Origin of the sequence: Wenzhouxiangella sp. XN79A (genome assembly GCF_012272825.1) — a bacterium.
Classification (GTDB): domain Bacteria; phylum Pseudomonadota; class Gammaproteobacteria; order Xanthomonadales; family Wenzhouxiangellaceae.
Window position 1 is genome coordinate 129,629 of the sequence record NZ_JAAWWS010000134.1, and the last position, 18,859, is coordinate 148,487.

15 protein-coding genes are annotated in these 18,859 nt (G+C 69.6%); 6 read left to right on the forward strand and 9 right to left on the reverse strand.

The features are described 5' to 3' along the window. Window positions 1–4: 4 nt before the first annotated feature. The 6 genes from nadD to HFP89_RS03940 form a co-directional block, all read right to left on the reverse strand. Window positions 5–709, reverse strand: a complete 705-nt coding sequence (nadD, locus tag HFP89_RS03915) for a nicotinate-nucleotide adenylyltransferase (protein WP_168716328.1) — start codon at window positions 707–709, stop codon at window positions 5–7. Then, window positions 706–1,731 (reverse strand): DNA polymerase III subunit delta, encoded by a 1,026-nt coding sequence (holA, locus tag HFP89_RS03920; protein ID WP_168716329.1) that lies wholly within the window; start codon window positions 1,729–1,731, stop codon window positions 706–708. Before holA ends, nadD begins: the two co-directional genes overlap by 4 nt. Beyond that, window positions 1,728–2,216 (reverse strand): LPS assembly lipoprotein LptE, encoded by a 489-nt coding sequence (gene lptE, locus HFP89_RS03925; RefSeq protein ID WP_168716330.1) that lies wholly within the window; start codon window positions 2,214–2,216, stop codon window positions 1,728–1,730. The genes holA and lptE overlap by 4 nt, the downstream gene beginning before the upstream one ends. Continuing rightward, window positions 2,216–4,813: a leucine--tRNA ligase gene (gene leuS / locus HFP89_RS03930; protein ID WP_168716331.1), complete on the reverse strand. Its 2,598-nt coding sequence runs from the start codon at window positions 4,811–4,813 to the stop codon at window positions 2,216–2,218. Before leuS ends, lptE begins: the two co-directional genes overlap by 1 nt. Before the next feature lie 165 nt (window positions 4,814–4,978). After that, window positions 4,979–5,536 (reverse strand): hypothetical protein, encoded by a 558-nt coding sequence (locus tag HFP89_RS03935; protein ID WP_168716332.1) that lies wholly within the window; start codon window positions 5,534–5,536, stop codon window positions 4,979–4,981. Between the two features lie 44 nt (window positions 5,537–5,580). Then, on the reverse strand, window positions 5,581–6,636 hold the full coding sequence (locus tag HFP89_RS03940; RefSeq protein ID WP_168716333.1) for a beta-eliminating lyase-related protein: 1,056 nt from the start codon (window positions 6,634–6,636) through the stop codon (window positions 5,581–5,583). A 145-nt stretch (window positions 6,637–6,781) separates the two neighbouring features. Between HFP89_RS03940 and HFP89_RS03945 the strand changes: the two genes are divergently transcribed. Together HFP89_RS03945 and HFP89_RS03950 are read left to right on the forward strand one after the other, a co-directional pair. Then, window positions 6,782–8,101, forward strand: a complete 1,320-nt coding sequence (locus HFP89_RS03945) for a hypothetical protein (RefSeq protein WP_168716334.1) — start codon at window positions 6,782–6,784, stop codon at window positions 8,099–8,101. After that, entirely contained in the window at window positions 8,098–10,140 is a 2,043-nt protein-coding gene (locus HFP89_RS03950; protein WP_168716335.1) for a TonB-dependent receptor, read from the forward strand. Before HFP89_RS03945 ends, HFP89_RS03950 begins: the two co-directional genes overlap by 4 nt. Before the next feature lie 24 nt (window positions 10,141–10,164). Here the strand turns inward: HFP89_RS03950 and msrA are convergent, their stop codons facing one another. Next, window positions 10,165–10,812: a peptide-methionine (S)-S-oxide reductase MsrA gene (gene msrA / locus HFP89_RS03955; RefSeq protein WP_168716336.1), complete on the reverse strand. Its 648-nt coding sequence runs from the start codon at window positions 10,810–10,812 to the stop codon at window positions 10,165–10,167. Further along, window positions 10,809–11,342, reverse strand: a complete 534-nt coding sequence (msrB, locus tag HFP89_RS03960) for a peptide-methionine (R)-S-oxide reductase MsrB (protein WP_168716337.1) — start codon at window positions 11,340–11,342, stop codon at window positions 10,809–10,811. Before msrB ends, msrA begins: the two co-directional genes overlap by 4 nt. A 144-nt stretch (window positions 11,343–11,486) precedes the next feature. Between msrB and HFP89_RS03965 the strand changes: the two genes are divergently transcribed. Next, window positions 11,487–13,583 carry a TonB-dependent receptor gene (locus HFP89_RS03965; protein ID WP_168716338.1) on the forward strand — a complete coding sequence of 699 codons (2,097 nt, stop codon included), beginning with the start codon at window positions 11,487–11,489 and terminating at the stop codon, window positions 13,581–13,583. Window positions 13,584–13,721: 138 nt separating this feature from the next. After that, window positions 13,722–14,618 (forward strand): NAD-dependent protein deacetylase, encoded by an 897-nt coding sequence (locus HFP89_RS03970; RefSeq protein ID WP_168716339.1) that lies wholly within the window; start codon window positions 13,722–13,724, stop codon window positions 14,616–14,618. Window positions 14,619–14,646: 28 nt separating this feature from the next. Here HFP89_RS03970 and HFP89_RS03975 read toward each other — a convergent pair whose 3' ends face one another. Then, window positions 14,647–15,279 (reverse strand): ECF-type sigma factor, encoded by a 633-nt coding sequence (locus HFP89_RS03975; protein WP_168716340.1) that lies wholly within the window; start codon window positions 15,277–15,279, stop codon window positions 14,647–14,649. A 333-nt stretch (window positions 15,280–15,612) separates the two neighbouring features. Here HFP89_RS03975 and HFP89_RS03980 point away from each other — a divergent pair, with 333 nt between their 5' ends. Together HFP89_RS03980 and HFP89_RS16290 are read left to right on the forward strand one after the other, a co-directional pair. Beyond that, window positions 15,613–16,449, forward strand: a complete 837-nt coding sequence (locus HFP89_RS03980; RefSeq protein ID WP_168716341.1) for a hypothetical protein — start codon at window positions 15,613–15,615, stop codon at window positions 16,447–16,449. Between the two features lie 261 nt (window positions 16,450–16,710). Beyond that, the gene (locus HFP89_RS16290) at window positions 16,711–18,777 is read left to right on the forward strand and encodes an NADPH-dependent 2,4-dienoyl-CoA reductase (protein ID WP_168716342.1); all 2,067 of its coding nucleotides are present in this window, start codon (window positions 16,711–16,713) and stop codon (window positions 18,775–18,777) included. The last annotated feature ends 82 nt before the right edge of the window (window positions 18,778–18,859 follow it).

The following is an 18,859-nucleotide window of genomic DNA, read 5'->3' on the forward strand; positions in this document are numbered from 1 at the left end:
TCGGTCAGGCCTCGGGCGAAGCGGCTCGCCCGCAGGCGTCGCGATACAGGCCGTGCTTGCGGATGTAGGCCAGCACGGTCGACGGCAGCAGGAAGCGCGGGTCGCGGCCGCGCGCGAGCTGGTTGCGGATGTCGGTCGAGGAAATCGCCAGGCAGGTCACATCGACGTTGCAGATCCGTCCCGCCGGCGCATCCATCAGCGCCCGGGGGTCTTCGACCCAGCGCCCGGCAAGAACCCGGGCCACCTCGTCGGAATACTCCGGCTCCGACTCCGGCCGCGTCATCACCAGCAGGTGCGCCCGCTCGATCAGCCGGGTCCATTCGTGCCAGCGATCGAGCTGGTTGGCCGCGTCCTGTCCCAGGCACAGCACCACCGGCAGCTCGCCGGCCTGTTCGCGGATACTGGCCAGCGTATCGGCCATGTAGGACGGACCGGAGCGCTGGACTTCGCGATCGTCCACCGACAGGTCGGCGTGCGGCGCCAGGGCCAGCTCGAGCATGGCCATCCGGTGACGCGGCGGCGCCCAGGTACTGTCCCGGTGCGGCGGCTGGCCGGCCGGCAGCAGCCGGAAATCCGACACCCCGAGCCGCTCGGCCACCTCGGCGGCGGCCCGCAGGTGGCCATAGTGAACCGGGTCGAAGGTGCCGCCGAAGATCGCGATGGCGTGGTGCGTGGCGGCATCGCCGGAACGCTTGCCGTGGTCGGTCATGCCGCCGCCCGTCCCGGTCGGCCGGGCGATGCGGCCAGGCGCACGCAGAGCCGCTCCAGCTCGACCCAGAAGTCACCGCTGGCGCGACCCTTGGCGATCCGGTCCAAGCGACTCAGCGTGCCGATCGCGGCATCGAGACGGGCCGGACCGACGCGGCGGATGCAGGCCTGGATCGCCGGCTGGCGCGAGGTCCAGACGCGCAACGCGCCGAACACCCGCGCGATCGGCTCGCTGGCGCTGCGGTGAGCGACTTCGCGGGCGATGTCGAGCTCCCGGCCCAGCGCCCACAGCACCGCCGGCGGCGGCGCGTCGGATTCGCGCAGGCCGCGCACGCAGCGCAGCGCGCCGCCCGGTTGCCCGGCCAGCACCAGCTCGGCCAGCCGGAAGCCGTCGAAACGGGCGCTGTCGGCAACCGCCTCGCGAACCGCGTCGAGCGCCAGGGTCCGGCCGGGAAACAGCAGTGCGAGCCGGTCGACTTCCTGGGCGGCGGCCAGCAGGTTGCCTTCCAGGCGCATCGCGAGAAAGCGCGCGATCTCGTCATCGGCGGCCAGGCCGCGACTGCGGATGCGGTGCGAAATCCACTGCGGCAGCCGGTCGGGCTTGACCGGCCAGCACGGCACGTACACGCCCGCGCCGTCGACGGCCTTGAACCAGGCCGCCTTCTCCTGGTTCAGCTCCCATGCATCGCAGATGATCAGCAGGACGTCGTCGCGGTCGGCCTCGGCCCAGGCGCGCAGCGTCTTGCCGCCCTCGGCCCCGGGCTTGCCGGTCGGCAGCCGCAGTTCGACCAGGCGCCGGCTGGCGAACAACGAACCGGTCTCGGTGGCGCGCTCCAGTTCGTTCCAGTCGAACCGGCCGTCGGCCGACAGCCGGATGCGCTCGGCAATGCCTTCGGCCCGGCCGGCTTGACGGATCCGGTCGCAGGCTTCCTCGACCAGCAGGCGTTCGGAGCCGGCGACCAGGTAGACCGGAGCCAGCCCGCGCTGGAGCGCGTCCGGCAGGCGCTCGGGAAACAGCTTCAAGGCGTGCGGACCGCTTCGAGGCGCCGGATCAGGGCCGAGGCCATCGACCGGCGCAGGTCTTCGCGCAGCAGCTCTTCCTCGCTGGTCGCGCCGAGAATCTCCTGCTCGTCGAACTGGAAATCGCGGGCCAGGCGCAGGCTCTCGGGCGCGACCAGCGTCTCGCCGCCCGGGCCGTCCAGCGCAAAGCGCAGCTCGAAGACCAGTTCGAACTCGCGGACCCGGGCGTTGCCCGACACCGTCAGCGTGCGCCGATCGATCCGCTGCCGCAGGATCCGGAGCACGGCCGCGTCCTCGGCGGCGTCGACCAGGGTCACACCGTTGGCCTCGAGCAGCAGCCGCAGCTCGCGAGCGAACAGGCTGTCGGGATCGGCCACCTGCAGCCGGGTGCGATCCATCTCCGCCGGCAGGCTGGCCGATCCGCGCAGCTCGAAGCCGCAGCCGGCCAGGGCCAGCGCGCACAGTGCGATCGGGAGGAGCCGCGCCATCAGCCGGCCACCACGATATTGACGAGCTTGTCCGGCACGACGATCACCTTGCGCACGTTCCTGCCGTCGACGAAGCGCTTTACGTTCTCCTCGTCCAGCGCGGCCTGCTGGACCGTGTCGCGCTCGGCGCCCGGCGCGCACTCGATGCGCCCGCGCACCTTGCCGTTGACCTGCACGACCACGGTCACCCGGTCCTGGACCAGGGCGCGCTCATCGACCTCCGGCCAGCCGGCTTCGAGAATCGACTCGGCGTGGCCGAGCTTCGACCACAGCGCCTGGGCGATGTGCGGCGTGACCGGTGCGATCAATCGGACCAGCGCCTCCCAGCCCTCGCGGGCGACGGCGCGCTCGGCCGGGTTGGCCGGCTCGAACCGGGCCAGGTGGTTGCTGCACTCCATGACCGCGGCGATCGCGGTGTTGAAGGTGTAGCGGCGGCCGAAATCGTCGCTGACCTTGGCGATGGTCTCGTGGACGCGGCGGCGCTGGTCGCGGGCCGCCTCGCCCAGCGCGTCGGGGTCCAGCGCGCCGGGCGCCTCGCCGGCCAGGTGGTCGCCGACCTGCTGCCAGAGTCGTTTCAGGAACCGCCAGGCGCCTTCGACGCCGGCATCGGACCATTCCAGCGACTGCTCCGGCGGCGCGGCGAACATCGAGAACAGGCGCACGGTATCGGCACCGTACTGCTCGACCAGCGTCGACGGGTCGACGCCGTTGTTCTTGGACTTGGCCATCTTCTCGATGCCGCCGAACCGGACCGGCTCGCCGTCTTCGGCCAGCACCGCCGACTCGATCCGGCCCTTGCCGTCGCGCTTGACGTCGACCTCGGACGGGTTGAACCAGGTCTTCCGGCCGGCCGCGTCCTCGCGGAACCAGGTCTCGGCCAGGACCATGCCCTGGGTCAGCAGGTTGGCGAACGGCTCGTCGACCTCGACCAGGCCGAGGTCGCGCATCACCCGGGTCCAGAAACGGGCGTACAGCAGGTGCAGGATCGCGTGCTCGATGCCGCCGATGTACTGGTCGACCGGCATCCAGGCCCGGGTCCGCTCGTCGACCATCGCCCGGTCGTTGTCGCTGCAGGGATAGCGCATGAAGTACCAGGACGAATCGACGAAGGTGTCCATGGTGTCGGTCTCGCGCCGGGCCTCGGCGCCGCAGTTCGGGCAGCGGCAGGCCAGGAATTCCTCGTGTTTCGTCAGCGGGCTGCCGCTGCCGTCCGGGACCAGGTCCTCGGGCAGCACCACCGGCAGGTCGGCCTCGGGCACCGGCACGTCGCCGCAGTCGGGACAGTGGATGATCGGGATCGGGCAGCCCCAGTAGCGCTGGCGGCTGACGCCCCAGTCGCGCAGCCGGTACTGGACCCGGCGCCGACCCAGCCCCCTGGCTTCGAGCGCCGATGCGATCGCGTCGAAGCCGGCCGCGTAGTCGAGGCCGTCGAACTCGCCGGAGTTGACCAGCCGGATGCCGTCCTTGGCCGCGTACGCGTCGTGCCACTGGGTGGCGTCGTAGTCGTCGCCGTCCGTCGTCGCGATCACCTGGGTGATCGTCAGGCCGTACTTGTTGGCGAATTCGAAGTCGCGCTCGTCGTGGCCCGGCACCGCCATCACGGCCCCTTCGCCGTAGCCGATCAGCACGTAGTTGGCGATCCAGACCGGCAGCGCCTCGCCGGTCAGGGGGTGTTCGACGGTGAAACCGGTGTCGATGCCGCGCTTTTCCTGGGTGGCCAGCTCGGCTTCCGAGACTCCGCCGGTGGAACAGGAGCGGATGAAATCGGCCACCGCCTCGTCGCGCTGGGCAGCGCGCACGGCCAGCGGATGCTCCGGCGCCACGGCCATGTAGGTCGCACCCATCAGGGTATCGGGGCGGGTCGTGAAGACCTTCAGCCGGCCGCCGTCGTACGGGAACTCGATCTCCATGCCGTGACTGCGGCCGATCCAGTTGGCCTGCATCGCGCGGACCCGCTCCGGCCAGCCGTCCAGTCCGTCGAGCGCGTCGAGCAGCTCGTCGGCATAGTCGGTGATCTTCAGGTAGTACATCGGGATTTCGCGCTTCTCGACCAGCGCGCCGGTGCGCCAGCCGCGCCCGTCGATGACCTGCTCGTTGGCCAGTACGGTCTGATCGACCGGATCCCAGTTCACCGTCCCGGTCTTCTTGTAGGCGATGCCCTTGTCGAGCATCTTCAGGAACAGCCACTGGTTCCAGCGGTAATAGGCCGGATCGCAGGTCGCCAGTTCACGGTCCCAGTCGATCGCGAAGCCCAGCGTCCGAAGCTGGTCGCGCATGTGGTCGATGTTGTCGCGGGTCCACTTCGCCGGCGGCACGCCGCGCGCGATCGCCGCGTTCTCGGCCGGCAGACCGAACGCGTCCCAGCCCATCGGCTGCAGCACGGGCCGGCCGTTCATCCGGTGGAACCGCGAGATCACGTCGGAGATCGTGTAGTTGCGCATGTGCCCCATGTGCAGCTTGCCCGAGGGGTACGGAAACATGCTGAGGCAGTAGTAGGCATCCTCGCCCGGCTGGTCGGGCGAGCGGAACGCGCCCTCGTCCTGCCAGCGCTGGCGCGCGGCAGGCTCGAGGGACGCCGGATTGTAGGCTTCGGTCACGGTCGGGGCGGCATATCGAAAATCGCAACCGGAAGGATAACCGAAGCGACCGTCACGGGCCGCAGGCCGAGCGAAATCGACCGGGCCTGAAACGAAACGGACCCGCCGCGGCCGAGCCGCGGCGGGTCCTCGTGAAGCGGCCCTCGTGAAACCGGCCGTGTGCGGTCAGCCGTCGCCGCCGCCTTCGTTCTCGTCGTCGGTCAGTTCGTTCCAGCGCGACTGGACCTCGTCCATCGCGTTGTTGGTCCGCTCACGCAGGTCCGACCAGGCCTCGCCGCCGTATTCCTGCGCCTCGGCCAGCGCCTGCTGCGCCTGTTCACGCGCCTCCGCGGCTTCGCGGCTGAGTTCGTTCCAGGCATCGCTGCCGCGCTCCAGGCCGGAATCGATCAGCGCCTGGGTCCGTGCCCGGGCTTCTGCCGCCGCTGCTGCCGCCTCCTGCCAGGCTTCCCGGGCACCGTCCTGAACGTCACCGGCCATCTCGTTCATCGCGCTGCCGGCCTCGTCGGCCGCGTCGCGCATCCGGTCGCCGGCCTCGTCGGCCGCTTCCATCGACTCGTCGTAGATCGCCTCGGCGGTATCGCCGGCATCCTCGGCCTCGGGCTCGGCCTGCTCCGGCGTCGGATACGGGATCGTGTCGTCGGTGGAGCCGTTCGAATCGTCGTCGCGCTGACAACCGGCCAGGACCAGCCCGGCACTGATCAGCAGAATCATCCAGTAGTTCATCGTCAACTCCCTGTGCTGCGGTGTGGACCGACTACCTTACCGAATCAGCCGGGACCATTCGTTACGTTTGCGTTCAGCGCCTCGATCAGGCGATCGACCTCCTCGTCGGTGGTCGCGAACGAACAGACCAGCCGCGCCAGGTCGTCGTGACCGGGCCAGATATGGAATTCGAAGCCCTGCCCATGCAGCCCGGCCAGCGCCTCGGGGGTCAGCTGCATGAACACCTCGTTGGCTTCGACCGGCCAGGCCAGCCGAGCCGCCGGGTGCGCCTCGATCGCTGCAGCCAGGCGCGCGGCCTGCCGATTGGCCGAGCGTGCCAGGTCCAGCCAGAGCTCGTCGTCGAGCATGGCCAGCAGCTGGGCCGACACGTAGCGCATCTTCGACAACAGGTGGCCGCCGCGCTTGCGCATCCGGGCCATGGCCTCGAGCACGGCCGGATCCGGGTCGTCGCCGAACACCACGATCGCCTCGGCGGTCAGCGCGCCGTTCTTGGTCGCGCCGAACGACAGCACGTCGACCCCGGAGCGCCAGGTCGCTTCGGCCGGCGAGACCGCCAGGTGGGCCACCGCGTTGGCGAAACGCGCGCCGTCCATGTGCAGCGGCAGGTCGCGCGCATGGACGACTTCGGCCAGTGCGGCGATCTCGTCGGGCCGATAGGCCGTGCCGCATTCGGTGGCCTGGGTGATCGACACCACCGCCGGCCGCACGTTGTGCACACCGTGCACGCCGGCGCCGTCGATCGCTGCGGCCAGCGGCCCGGGCGAGAGCTTGCCGTTCTCGCCGTCGAGCGGCAGCAGCTTGGCCCCGTGGGTGTAGAACTCCGGCGCACCGCCCTCGTCGTTGTGGATATGCGCCGAGCGGTGACACATCACCGCGCCCCAGGGCGGGCTGAACGCGGCCAGCGTGACCGAGTTGGCGGCGGTGCCGGTGGCCAGCGGAAACACTCGACAGCGGGTCTCGAAGCAGGCCGAGAAGGCCTCGTCGAGGCGCCGGCTCCAGCGATCTTCGGCATAGGCCGCGGCATGGCCTGCATTGGCCTCGACGACGGCCTGGAGGATGCGCGGGTGGGCCGGGGCTTCGTTGTCACTCTTGAACTTCATGGGCGGGTTCGCAGCGGTGGTGGAGGTCGGCAGGCCGGACAGGATATTCGATCGACGGGACGGCGGCAGCCCCGGCTGCACGCGGTGCCCCCGTCCATCCTCCATAATGATGGGTCACTCCGCGCCGCCCCCGAGTTCCGACCACGTGTCCTCGAAGTCCTCCCTGCCGTTCGTCGCGCGGACCCTGATGCCGCGGGAAGTCCAGGTCAACGCGCTGATGGCGGTGACGCTGGGCGCGCTGGAAGGCGGCCTGCTGGGCGTGATCGTCAAGACCGGCTTCGACGGCGTGGCCGGCACGGCAACGGTGAACTTCGCGGTTGCCCTGGTCACCGGCGCACCGGCGCTGGCCAACGTGGCCAGTCTCGGCTTTGCCAATCTCGCCCACGGCCGCAGCAAGACCGCATGGGTCTCGACCCTGATGGCGCTCACCGCGCTCGGCGCACTGATGATCGCGCTGGCCCCGGTCTCGGCCTTCGGTCTGATCTGGCTGACGGCCTGGATGATCGTCGCCCGGCTGGCCTACTGCGGCGTGATCACGCTGCGCGCGGCGATCTGGCGGGCCAATTTCCCGCGCCACGTCCGGGCCACGATCACCGGGCGCATCGCCGTGACCTACTCGATCCTGATGGCCATCACCGCCGCGCTGATCGGCCTGGCCATGGAATGGCGGGCCGATGCATGGCGGGGGCTGGTGCCGCTGGCCGCGCTGCTCGGCCTGGTCGCGGCCTGGCGCTACCGGCGGTTCACCGTCCGCGGCCAGGGCCGCCTGCTGCGCGAGGAAGCCGCGGCGCGGGGCGACCGGGCCGGCGGCGTGCGCTTCGCCGACGCCGTCGAGGTGCTCCGGAACGACACCTGGTATCGCCGCTACATGCTGACGATGTTCCTGTTCGGCTCCGGCAACCTGATGGTGATCGCGCTGCTGGTGGTGATCCTGACCGAGCAGCTCGGCGCGGCGCGCTTCGTCCAGGTGCTGATCACCACCACCGTCCCGCTGCTGGCCGTGGCCGTGCTGACGCCGTTCTGGGCCCGTCGCCTCGACAAGGTCCACATCCTCGACTACCGGGCGAAGCATTCCTGGACGTTCGTGCTGGCGCTCGGCCTGTTCGTGCCGGGTGCGATCTTCGGCCACATCGAGTTGTTCTGGGCCGGCGCCGTCGCGCTGGGCGCCGCCTTCGCCGGCGGCAAGCTGGGCTGGAACCTCGGTCACAACGACTTCGCCAGCGACGGCCGCTCGACGCTGTACATGGGCATCCACGTCAGTCTGACCGGCGTGCGCGGCCTGATCGCCCCGGTCGTCGGCGTGGCGCTGTACCAGGCGCTGGAGCGCCGCGAGCCCGGCCTGGGCCGCTACGTGCTGGTGTTCCCGGCGCTGCTGACGCTGGCCGGTGCCGTGACCTTCGGCGTGCTGGCCGGCAAGCGTCGGCGCGAACGACTCTCCCATTCGAACCGCGAACCCTCCTCATGAACCTGACACTCGCCTGGCTGCCGCTGGTCGCTGCCGCGGCCGCCACCACCGCCGAAGATCTCGATCCGATGACCGTCACCGGGCGCGACCTCGACCCCGAGGCCCCACGTGCAGTGGCCGAACTGGACCGGGCCGACATCGAAGCGATCGCGCCGACCCATCCCGCCGAGCTGTTCGCTCGGATCCCCGGTGCCTGGGTCACCCGAGGCAGCGGCCAGGAGCACCTGACCGCGATCCGCTCGCCGCTGCTGACCGGCGCCGGCGGCTGCGGCGCACTGCTCTACCTGGAGTTCGGCGTGCCGATCCGGCCGCCCGGCTTCTGCAACGTCAACAACCTGTTCGAGGTCGACCTGGTCCACGCCGCGGGCCTGCGCGTGCTGCGCGGCCCGGGCGGCCTCGGGCACGCCTCGGGCGGACTCCACGGCGTCATCGACGTGCGACCGCGCGATCCATGGGCCGACCCGGTCAACGGCGTGGCCTTCGAGTACGGCAGCGACGAGTTCCGCGAAGTCCGTCTGCGCCTGACCGGCCGCGGCGAACGGGGCGCGCTGGGCATCGACGCCCGCTACACCGACGCCGGCAGCTTCCGCGACGACGAAGGCTACGAGCACGGGTTCCTGACCGCCCACCATCGCTTCCGGCTCGGCGAGGCCGAGGGCTCGACGCTGTTGAGCTTCGCTCAGCTCGACCAGGACACCGCCGGCTTCATCACCGGCTTCCAGGCCTACCGCGACCCCGACCGACGGACCGACAACGACAACCCGGAAGCCTTCCGGTCGGCCAGCGCGGCCCGCTTGATCAGCCGCTTGAGCTGGCTGGACGACGACGGCGGCGAGCGTCGGCTGACCGGCTTCGTGCGGCGCTCGCGGATGAACTTCCTGCAGCACTTCCTGCCCGGCAAACCGCTGGAAAAGAACGGCCAGGTCTCGGCCGGGCTGCAGTTCGACCGGGTCAGACCGCTGGAGAGCTGGACGCTGGAGTGGGGCCTGGACGCGGAAGTCTTCGACGGCTTCCTGTTCGAAGTCCAGGACCGGCCGGCCGAGGGCTCGCCGTTCCTGGTCGAGACCCGCCCGGTCGGCGTCCACTACGACTACACGGTCGTCGGCCAGCGCGCCGGCGGCTACCTCGCCGCGGCCGTCGATTTCGGCTCGCGCTGGCGACTTCGGGCCGGCCTGCACGGCGACTGGATCCGCTACGACTACGACACCGACCTGGCGCCCGGCAACCTCGACGACCAGGGCAACGAATGCGGCTTCGGCGGCTGCCTGTTCACCCGCCCGGCCGATCGCACCGACCGCTTCACCGAGCTGGCGCCGGAACTGACCCTGACCCGGCGTCTCGATCGCGCCCGAACCTGGCTGCGCATCGCGCGCGGGTATCGCGCCCCGCAGGCCACCGAGCTGTATCGGCTGCAGCGCGGCCAGACCGTGGCCGACCTGGCGTCGGAAACCCTCGACGCGGTAGAACTGGGCGCGGCCGGACGCGGCTGGGCCGACTGGCAGCTGGTCGGCTTCGCCCAGCGCAAGCGCAACTTCATCTTCCGCGACGGCAACGGCTTCAACGTGTCCGAAGGACGGACCCGGGCGCTGGGCGTGGAGTTCGATCTCGAAAAGGCGCTGGGCGGCGACCTGGTGGCCGGCCTGCGCGGCAGCTGGGCGCGGCATCGCTGGGATTTCGACCGCGCGCTCGGTGGCGAGGTGATCGAGTCGGGCAACTCCATTGCCTCGGCCCCCGAACGACTGGCCAGCGCCGACCTGACCTGGCGACCCGACCCCGGATGGGTGCTGCAGCTGGCCGCCGAGTCGACCGGCCGCTACGATCTCGATGAAGCCAACCTCCGCCGCTACGACGGGCACCTGCTGGTGCACGGCTTTGCCGGCTATCGCTCACCGACCGGCTGGTTCGTGGATCTCAAACTGCGCAACCTGGGCGACGAGCGCTATGCCGAGCGGGCCGACTTCGCCTTCGGTTCCTACCGCTACTTCCCCGGTCCGGGCCGGAGCCTGTTCGTGCAGGTCGGCTGGCGCGACCGGCCCTGAAGGCCACGCCCCGGACGTCTCGGTTCAGCCGCCGGCTTCGTCGCCCCAGAGCGCCTCGAGCCGCTCGTCGCGTCCGCAGCGCCAGCGATAGTACTTGTAGCGAACCGAGTTCTTGCGGTAGTAATCCTGGTGGTAGTCCTCGGCCGGCCAGAACGTTCCGGCCGTCTCGATCGGCACGACGATCGGCTGCTCGAAGCGGCCGGAATCGACCAGCTCGCGTCTGGAGATCTCGGCCGCGACGCGCTGGCCGGCGTCGTGGGCGAAGATCACCGGCCGGTAGCTTTCGCCGGCGTCGCAGAACTGGCGATTGTCGGTCAGCGGATCGATGTTGCGCCAGAACACGTACAACAACTCCTCGTAGCTGACCCGCTCGTCGTCGTAGCGCACCTGCACCACTTCGACGTGCCCGGTGCCGCCGCGCACGACCTGCTCGTAGCTCGGATGGTCGACGGTGCCGCCCATGTAGCCCGAGGTGGTCGAGATCACGCCGTCGATGTCGTCGTAGGGCGGCTCCATGCACCAGAAACAACCGCCGCCGAAGGTCGCAACGCGCTCCTCGGCCCGCGCCGTGGCCGCCACGAGGACGGCGGCCACGGCGACCAGCAGCAGCGCCGAAGCGTTCACTCGCGGCGCGGTCGGTCGCGCCGGCACCCTGGTCGTCGAAGGCGTCATCCGCGCAACTCCGGCAGGTCCCTGCCTTCGGGCACGAACTCCAGCGCCAGGCCGTTGTTGCACCAGCGCTGCCCGGTCGGCGGCGGGCCGTCGTCGAACACGTGGCCCTGGTGGCCGCCGCAGCGGCTGCAGTGGTACTCGGTGCGCGGCCAGATCAGCTTGTAGTCGCGCTTGGTGCCGATCGCTTCGGCGTCGATGGGCTGGAAGAAACTCGGCCAGCCCGTGCCCGAATCGTACTTGTGCCGGCTGGAAAACAGGGGCTGGTAGCAGGCCGCGCAGACGTAGGTTCCGTCGCGTTTCTCGTCGTTCAGCGGGCTGGTGCCGGCACGCTCGGTCTGCTCCCGGAACAGGATGTCGTAGCGATCCGGCGGCAGGATGCGCCGCCAGTCTTCGAGCGTGTAGCCCACCGTCGGTGCTTCGGGGGCATCGGCCGGCAGGCTCGCGCCATCGTCCTGCGCGATCAGGCGGGCGGCGAGTCCCGCGCCGAGGGTGCCGGCCAGGGCGCCGGTGATCAGATGTCGTCGTTTCATGACCGATGGGACCGGTGAAAGACCCGATAGATTGCAGCCCGGCCGTCCAGCCCGCGTGAGCGTCGAGACGCCGATCCGCTTGCCGTTCATGAAAAAAATGTTATAACATTCCATCTTTAACCCAACCACCGGAATCATCGCCTCATGAAGCTCCGACGCTCTCCTCTTGCCCACGCCGTTTCACTGGCGCTGGCCGTCTCCCTGGCCGCGACCGCTCACGCTCAGTCCGAGGCCGACGCCGCCGAACCGGAAGCGGTCGAACTCGACACCGTCGAGGTCCGCGTGCTGCCGCAGGGCGGCACGCCGCTGGATTCCACCCAGCCGGTCGACGTGATCACCGGCGAGCAGCTCGATGACCAGAAGGAAGCCACGCTGGGCGAAACGCTGGCCACCGAACTGGGCATCCATTCGACCTACTTCGGCCCCGGCGCCGGCCGGCCGATCATCCGCGGTCTCGGCGGCAACCGGGTCCGGATCACCGAAGACGGCCTGAGTTCGCTCGATGCCGCGGCACTGAGCCCCGACCACGCGGTCTCGGCCGAACCCCTGCTGATCGACCGGATCGAAATCCTGCGCGGGCCGGCCAACCTGCTGTACGGTTCGACCGCCTCGGGCGGCGTGATCAACCTGATCGACAACCGCATTCCCGAGCAGCGCCAGGACTTCAGCGCGCAGGCCGAGTTCCGCGCCAACACCGCCGCCGACGAACGGGCCGGCGTGGTCCGCCTCGACGGCGGCATCGGCGCGTTCCAGTTCCACATCGACGGCTTCCAGCGCGAAACCGACGACTACGAGATCCCGGGGTTCGCGCTGACCGCCGAAGAACTGGCCGAGCTCGACGCCGAGGAGCGCGCCGAGCAGGAAGAGGGCGTGCTGAAGAACACCGCCCAGGAAAGCGAGGGCGCCACGATCGGCGTCTCGGTGGTCGGCGACTGGGGCTTTGCCGGCGTGGCCTGGAAGGGCTTCGAGACGCTCTACGGCGTACCCAAGAAGGAAAAGGAAGAAGACGACGACGATGAACTTCCGAGCATCCTGGCCAAGGGCGGCGGCGACGAGCCGGTCAGCATCGACCTCGACCAGGATCGCTACGAGTTCCGCGCCGGCTTCTGGCAGCCGGTCGAACTGATCGACGAGTTCCGCATCAAGTTCGCGCGCAACGAGTACCAGCACATCGAACTGGAGGGCGACGAGATCGGCACCACCTTCGACGTCGAAGGCCAGGAGCTGCGGCTGGAAGCCCGCCACGCCCCGATCGGCCGCCTGTCCGGCGTGGTCGGTTTCCAGTTCGAGGACACCACGCTCGAGGCCGTCGGCGAAGAAGCCTTCATTCCGGCCGCCGACACCCAGTCCAAGGGGCTGTTCGTGATCGAGGAATTCGACCTCGACCCGATCCTGCTGTCGGCCGGACTGCGTCTGCAGACCGACGAGATCAGCCTGGCCGATTCGGTCCTGGCCGACGGCACCCGCTCGCGCGACTTCGACCTGCTGTCGCTGTCGGCCGGTGCGGTCTGGCGCTTCGCGCCCGACTGGCAGGCCAGCGCCAACTGGCAGCGCTCCGAGCGGGCACCGACCCAGGAAGAGCTGTTCGCCAACGGCCCGCACATCGCCACCCAGAACTTCGAAGTCGGCGACCCGTCGCTGGGCAAGGAAACCTCCAACAACATCGATATCGGCATCCACAAGTACGCCGGCCCGTTCCACTTCCGCGCCGATGTGTTCTACAACGACATCGAGGACTTCGTCTACCTGGCCGACACCGGGGACATCGAGGACGGCCTGCCGGTACAGATCTGGAGCCAGGCCGACGCCGAGTTCTGGGGCCTGGAAGCCGAGGCCAGCGTCAAGCTGCCGGAAACCTCGTTCGGTGACTTCGAACTGCGCGGCTTCGGCGACACGGTCGATGCCGACATCGACGTCGGCAACGGCAACGTGCCGCGGCTGTCGCCGACCCGGCTCGGCGCCGGGCTGGACTGGCACCGCGGCGGCTGGCGCGGCAACGTCGAGTTCGTCCGGGTGTTCGAGGTCGACGACGTGGCCGAATTCGAGTCCGAGACCGACGGCTACAACATGCTGACCGCCAACCTGGCCTACCGCTGGACCATCGGTATGTCGGAGTTCGAGCTGTTCCTGAAGGGCGCCAACCTGCTCGACGAAGAGCAGCGCGTGCACACGTCGTTCCTGAAGGACGTCGCGCCGCTGCCGGGCATCAACATCACCACCGGTCTGCGCGCACGGTTCTGAGCCGGACCCGAGCGAACCCCGGCCGCCCGGGGTTCGCCACGGCAACGCTTCCGACGGCAGCGTTCCGGGTTCACCGGAACGTCTTTTCCCGGGCGGACCTCCGCCCGGGCTTCATTCCGACCCGCTACGATCCACCGCATGGATCGTAGCGCTCCTGGCCGGTCGCCCGGCATCCGCATTCCCGAGTTCCGCGACGGCAACGGCCCCGCCGCGCCGGCCGGCTCGCCGGCCTGCCTGGCCGCGTTCATCGAGCGACACGCCCCGGTGCTGGCGCTGACCGGTGCCGGCTGCTCGACCGCTTCGGGCATCCCGGCCTACCGCGATGCAACCGGCAAATGGAATCGGCGCCAGCCGATCCTCTACCCCGACTTCGTCGCGTCGGCCACGGTCCGCCGCCGCTACTGGGCGCGCAGCTTTCTCGGCTGGCCGGTCATGCAGGCCGCCCGTCCCGGGCCGGCCCACCACGCACTGGTCGAGCTGGACCGGCGCGGCCTGCTGGCCGGACTGGTCACGCAGAACGTCGACGGCCTGCACCAGGCCGCCGGTCAGCCCGGGGTGCTCGAGCTGCACGGCGGACTGCAGCGGGTACTCTGCCTGGATTGCGGCGCGCCGATCGACCGCAGCGTGCTGCAGGACCACCTGCTGACCGCCAACCCCGACTGGGCGCCCGACGTGCTGTCGATCAATCCGGATGGGGATGCCGAACTCGACGAAGCCGCCTACCCCGGGTTCCGGGTCGTGGCCTGCGGCGGATGCGGTGGCCGGCTGAAACCCGACGTGGTGTTCTTCGGCGAATCGGTGCCGCGGGACCGGTTCGAGACGATCGGCGCGCGGCTCGACCGGGCCGGCGCGCTGCTGGTGGTGGGCTCGTCGCTGGTCGTGGGGTCGGGCTACCGGATCGTCCGCGAGGCGCAGCGACGCGGCTTGCCGATTGCCGCGGCCACCCGGGGCCGGACGCGAGCCGATGCGGTGCTGATGTTCAATGTGCACGCCGACTGCGGCGAGACCCTGGTCGAGGTGCTGGCCGCGCTGTGAGCTTCGGCCTGCCGGATCGACGGCTCGCTCAGCGCGCGCTCCGGTAGTCCTCGAGCTCGGTTTTCAGCCAGGCCCGAGCCCGGGTGAGATCGCGACTGACGGTGCGCCCCGACAGGTCGAGCATCTCGGCGATCTCCTCGATCGAGAAACCGGCGAAGAACCGCGCCGAAACGATCTCGGCCATGCGCGGGTTGCTGGTCTCCATCTGCTCGAGAATGGTCTCGATGGCCAGTACCAGGTCGCGGTCGGCCGCGTCGACGTCGGCCACGCGATCGTCCTCGAACTCGACCGGCACCTGGCCGCTGCCGCGCTTCTGCGAGTTCTGGCGACGAGCGTAATCGAAGATCAACTGGCGCATGACCATCGCGGCCAGCCGCCGCAGGTGAGCGCGGTTCTCGATCTCGCCCGACGAGTGCTCCTTGAGCTTGATGAAGGCCTCGTGGACCAGCGCGGTGGTCTGCATGGTCAGGCTGGAGGCGTACTGCTTGCGCTGGTTGTGGCCGATCCGCTTCAAGTCGTCGTAGACCATCGGCACGACCTGGTCGAACAGGTCGGGTTCCGACCGGATCTTCTGCAGCAACTGGGTGACCTCGTGTTCCGGCAACGGCTTGAACGGACCGTCGTCGGCGGACGTGCGAGCTGCGGAATCGGTCGTGGTCATGGTGGCTGCGGTCCGTGTGCGATGGGCACGCTGCAATACTACCAGCCGACCCTGAACCGGACCTGAAATCGCCGTGCACGAATCACTTCGCCGTGTCCGCCGGTCGCCGGCCTGCGGCTGCGGGTGCAGGAGCGAACCGCCGGGCCTGCAGGCGCTGCGCATGCGACGCTCCCGCCCGGAGGGCCGGGCGGACATCGGGGCCGAAGCGTGACGCGGTTCATGGCACGGTCGGGGCCGTTGTTGCTATATTCCACGCTGTTTGCACGTCGCCCGGACCGGCCGTTCGGGCCCCATCGGCGACGTCCATGAACCGACTCGAGGGGTATGCCCACCGTGGCTGAAGTTCGTCTGCACCTGGACCTGGAGCGGGCCTCCGGCGTCCTGGCCGGTATTGTTGCCGCCCTGGCCCAGCAAGGCCTGGAACTGAAGACCCAGAAGCTGACCCGCGCCAGCGAAGGCCGCGGCGGCACGCTGGACATTCGCGCCGAGGGCGACCCGGACGACATCGAGACGCTGGCCGAACGGATGGCCACGGCGCGCGGCGTCGGCCGGGTCGTGGCCATCGAACTCGACGGCGAGCCGGTCTTCGCCGACGGCGCGGTGATCGTGCCGGCCGTCGAAGCGCCGCCGGCCGACGACGTCGAGTCCGAACTCGATGCCTTTCTCGAACCCGAGCCGGCACCGGTCGCGACTCCGGCTCCGCCGCCGGACCCCGACGCACCGCTGCAGCCCGAGCTCGAGCCCGAACCGGCTCGGCGACCGGCAGCGCCGGCGCCACCGGGCGACGACGAGCTGGGGCCGCTGCTGCACCCCGGCGATCCCGAAGACGCCGGCCTCGCGGCCGATGAGAAGGAAGCCGGAAACGCCGTCGGCAGGAAACCACTCGAACCCGCGCCGGGCGACGACGACCCGACGACCGAGGCCGACGCCGGCTCCGGCTGGGGTGACGAGGAACTCGACAACTGGGCCGACGAGCTGGACGAGGCCGAGCGTGACGCCGCGCTCGCAGCGGACGAGACCGCGACCGACCAGCCCGAGCCCGAGGCCCCCGACGCGACCTTCGAACGCGAGCACGAGCCCCCGTCCGAGCCCTCCCGGCCGGACACTGTGGCCAACGACCCGGACCGCACCGCGGCCACGCTTCGCCGGCGGCGCCGGCGGCGCCGCTGAGCCCGGCCCGGGCTCGCTGAACGTTACCGGGTGAACGACGGGGTACACTGGCCCGCAGTATTCATGAACGAGCTCGCGCCCTTGCCTGGTCCTTGTCCGCACAGCGAATCGTCCTCGCTCGGAAATACAGCAGGGTAGTCCGCTCGGTCGGAAAATCCCCTGTGCGAGCAATTCCCGGCGCAATCATCGCGGCGATTCATGAATAATGCGGGCTAGAATCGGCAGCCTGCCTGCTCTGCGTTCCACCGCGAAGGACCGGCCGTGACCCACGCCCCACGTTATCCCCACATCTTCGAACCGCTCGATCTCGGTTTCACCACGCTGAAGAACCGACTGCTGATGGGGTCGATGCACACCGGCCTCGAAGACCGGGTCTGGGACTACGACCGCCTGGCCGCCTACTTCGCCGAGCGCGCGAAAGGCGGTGTCGGCCTGATCGTGACCGGCGGCATCGCGCCCAACCGCCGCGGCAGCCTGGCGCCGCTGGCCTCGAAGCTGACCAACCGCTGGGAAGTGCAGCGCCACCGCAAGGTCACCGAGGCCGTGCATGCCAACGACGGCAGGATCTGCATGCAGATCCTGCACGCCGGCCGCTATGCCTACCACCCGTTTTCGGTCGCCCCCAGCGCGATCAAGGCGCCGATCAACCCGTTCAAGCCGAAGGCGCTGTCGAGCAAGGGCGTGGAGAAGCAGATCCGGGATTTCGTTCGCTGCGCGAAGCTGGCGCAGGCCGCCGGCTACGACGGCGTCGAGGTGATGGGCTCGGAGGGCTACTTCATCAACCAGTTCCTGGTCCCGCGCACCAACCACCGGACCGACGAATGGGGCGGCAGCTTCGAAAACCGCATGAAACTGCCGGTCGAGATCGTCCGCCGGATCCGGGCAGCCGTCGGCCGCGAGTTCATCATCATCTACCGGCTGTCGATGCTCGACATGCTGGCCGACGGCAACAACCGCGAGGAAGTCGTCGAACTGGGGCGGGCCGTCGAATCGGCCGGAGCAACGATCATCAACACCGGCATCGGCTGGCATGAAACCCGCATCCCGACCATCGCCACCTCGGTGCCGCGCGCGGCCTTCACCTGGGTCACGCGGATGATGCGCGACGCGATCGACATTCCGCTGGTGACCACCAACCGCATCAACATGCCCGACACCGCCGAGGCGGTGCTGGCCCGCGGCGACGCCGACATGATCTCCATGGCCCGGCCCTTCCTGGCCGACCCCGACTGGGCGGTCAAGGCCGCCGAGGACCGTGCTGACGAGATCAACACCTGCATCGGCTGCAACCAGGCCTGCCTGGACCACGTGTTCGAGAACAGGAAGGCCAGCTGCCTGGTCAACCCGATCGCCGCGCGCGAAACCGAGATCGTGATCACGCAAACGGACGCACCGAAGCGCGTGGCCGTCATCGGCGGCGGCATGGCCGGCCTGTCGGCGGCGACCACCGCCGCGAAGCGCGGCCACCAGGTCACGCTCTACGAGGCCAGCGACCGGATCGGCGGCCAGTTCAACATGGCGTTGAGGATCCCCGGCAAGGAAGAATTCATCGAGACGATCCGCTACTTCAGCCGCCAGATCGAACTGACCGGGGTCGAACTGAAGCTCAACAGCAAGCTCAGCGCCGGCGAGCTGGCCCGCCAGCGCTTCGATGAAGTGATCATCGCCACCGGCGTCAAGCCGCGCATCCCCGGCATTCCCGGCGAGGACCGACCCAACGTGCTGAGCTATGCCGAAGTGCTGGCCGGCAACGCCGAGGTCGGAAAGAAAGTGGCCGTGATCGGCGCCGGCGGCATCGGTTTCGACGTCTCCGAATACCTGCTGCACGACGATGTCCCGCTGCAGCCCGACCCCGACGACGTCTCGGTCGAGGACTTCTTCGCCGAATGGGGCGTGGACATGGACTTCCGCACCCGCGGCGGCGTCGAGGGCGTCGAACCGAAGCGGCACGAACCGGCCCGCCAGATCTGGATGACCCAGCGCAAGACCAGCAAGCCCGGCAAGGGCCTGGGCAAGACCACCGGCTGGATCCACCGCACCACCTTGAAGAACCACGGGGTGAAGATGCTCTCCGGCGTCGACTATCGGAAGATCGACGACCAGGGCCTGCACATCACCGTCAAGGACAAGGAAGGCAACGAGACCAGGCAGGTCCTCGAAGTCGACACCATCGTCCTGTGCACCGGCCAGGTCTCGGAGAACGCCCTCTTCGATGCCCTGAAGGACGCCGGCCAGTCCGTCCACATCATCGGCGGCGCCAAGCTCGCCGCCGAGCTCGATGCGAAGCGGGCGATCGAGGATGGGGTGCGGGTGGCGGTGGAGATCTGATCGCGCTGCGGGCGATGGGCCGCCTGATCCAACACCACTGGGCCGCACGGATCCGAATCTGCCGATCCAGCTGGACTCGGGC

Excerpts from the sequence above, each read along its gene's own strand:
- HFP89_RS03935 (WP_168716332.1), bottom strand. The coding sequence starts at position 5,536 with ATGAACTACTGGATGATTCTGCTGATCAGTGCCGGGCTGGTCCTGGCC.
- HFP89_RS03975 (WP_168716340.1), bottom strand. The coding sequence starts at position 15,279 with ATGACCACGACCGATTCCGCAGCTCGCACGTCCGCCGACGACGGTCCG.
- HFP89_RS03970 (WP_168716339.1), top strand. The coding sequence starts at position 13,722 with ATGGATCGTAGCGCTCCTGGCCGGTCGCCCGGCATCCGCATTCCCGAG.
- msrB (WP_168716337.1), bottom strand. The coding sequence starts at position 11,342 with ATGAAACGACGACATCTGATCACCGGCGCCCTGGCCGGCACCCTCGGC.
- HFP89_RS03965 (WP_168716338.1), top strand. The coding sequence starts at position 11,487 with ATGAAGCTCCGACGCTCTCCTCTTGCCCACGCCGTTTCACTGGCGCTG.
- nadD (WP_168716328.1), bottom strand. The coding sequence starts at position 709 with ATGACCGACCACGGCAAGCGTTCCGGCGATGCCGCCACGCACCACGCC.
- msrA (WP_168716336.1), bottom strand. The coding sequence starts at position 10,812 with ATGACGCCTTCGACGACCAGGGTGCCGGCGCGACCGACCGCGCCGCGA.
- HFP89_RS03940 (WP_168716333.1), bottom strand. The coding sequence starts at position 6,636 with ATGAAGTTCAAGAGTGACAACGAAGCCCCGGCCCACCCGCGCATCCTC.
- lptE (WP_168716330.1), bottom strand. The coding sequence starts at position 2,216 with ATGGCGCGGCTCCTCCCGATCGCACTGTGCGCGCTGGCCCTGGCCGGC.
- HFP89_RS03950 (WP_168716335.1), top strand. The coding sequence starts at position 8,098 with ATGAACCTGACACTCGCCTGGCTGCCGCTGGTCGCTGCCGCGGCCGCC.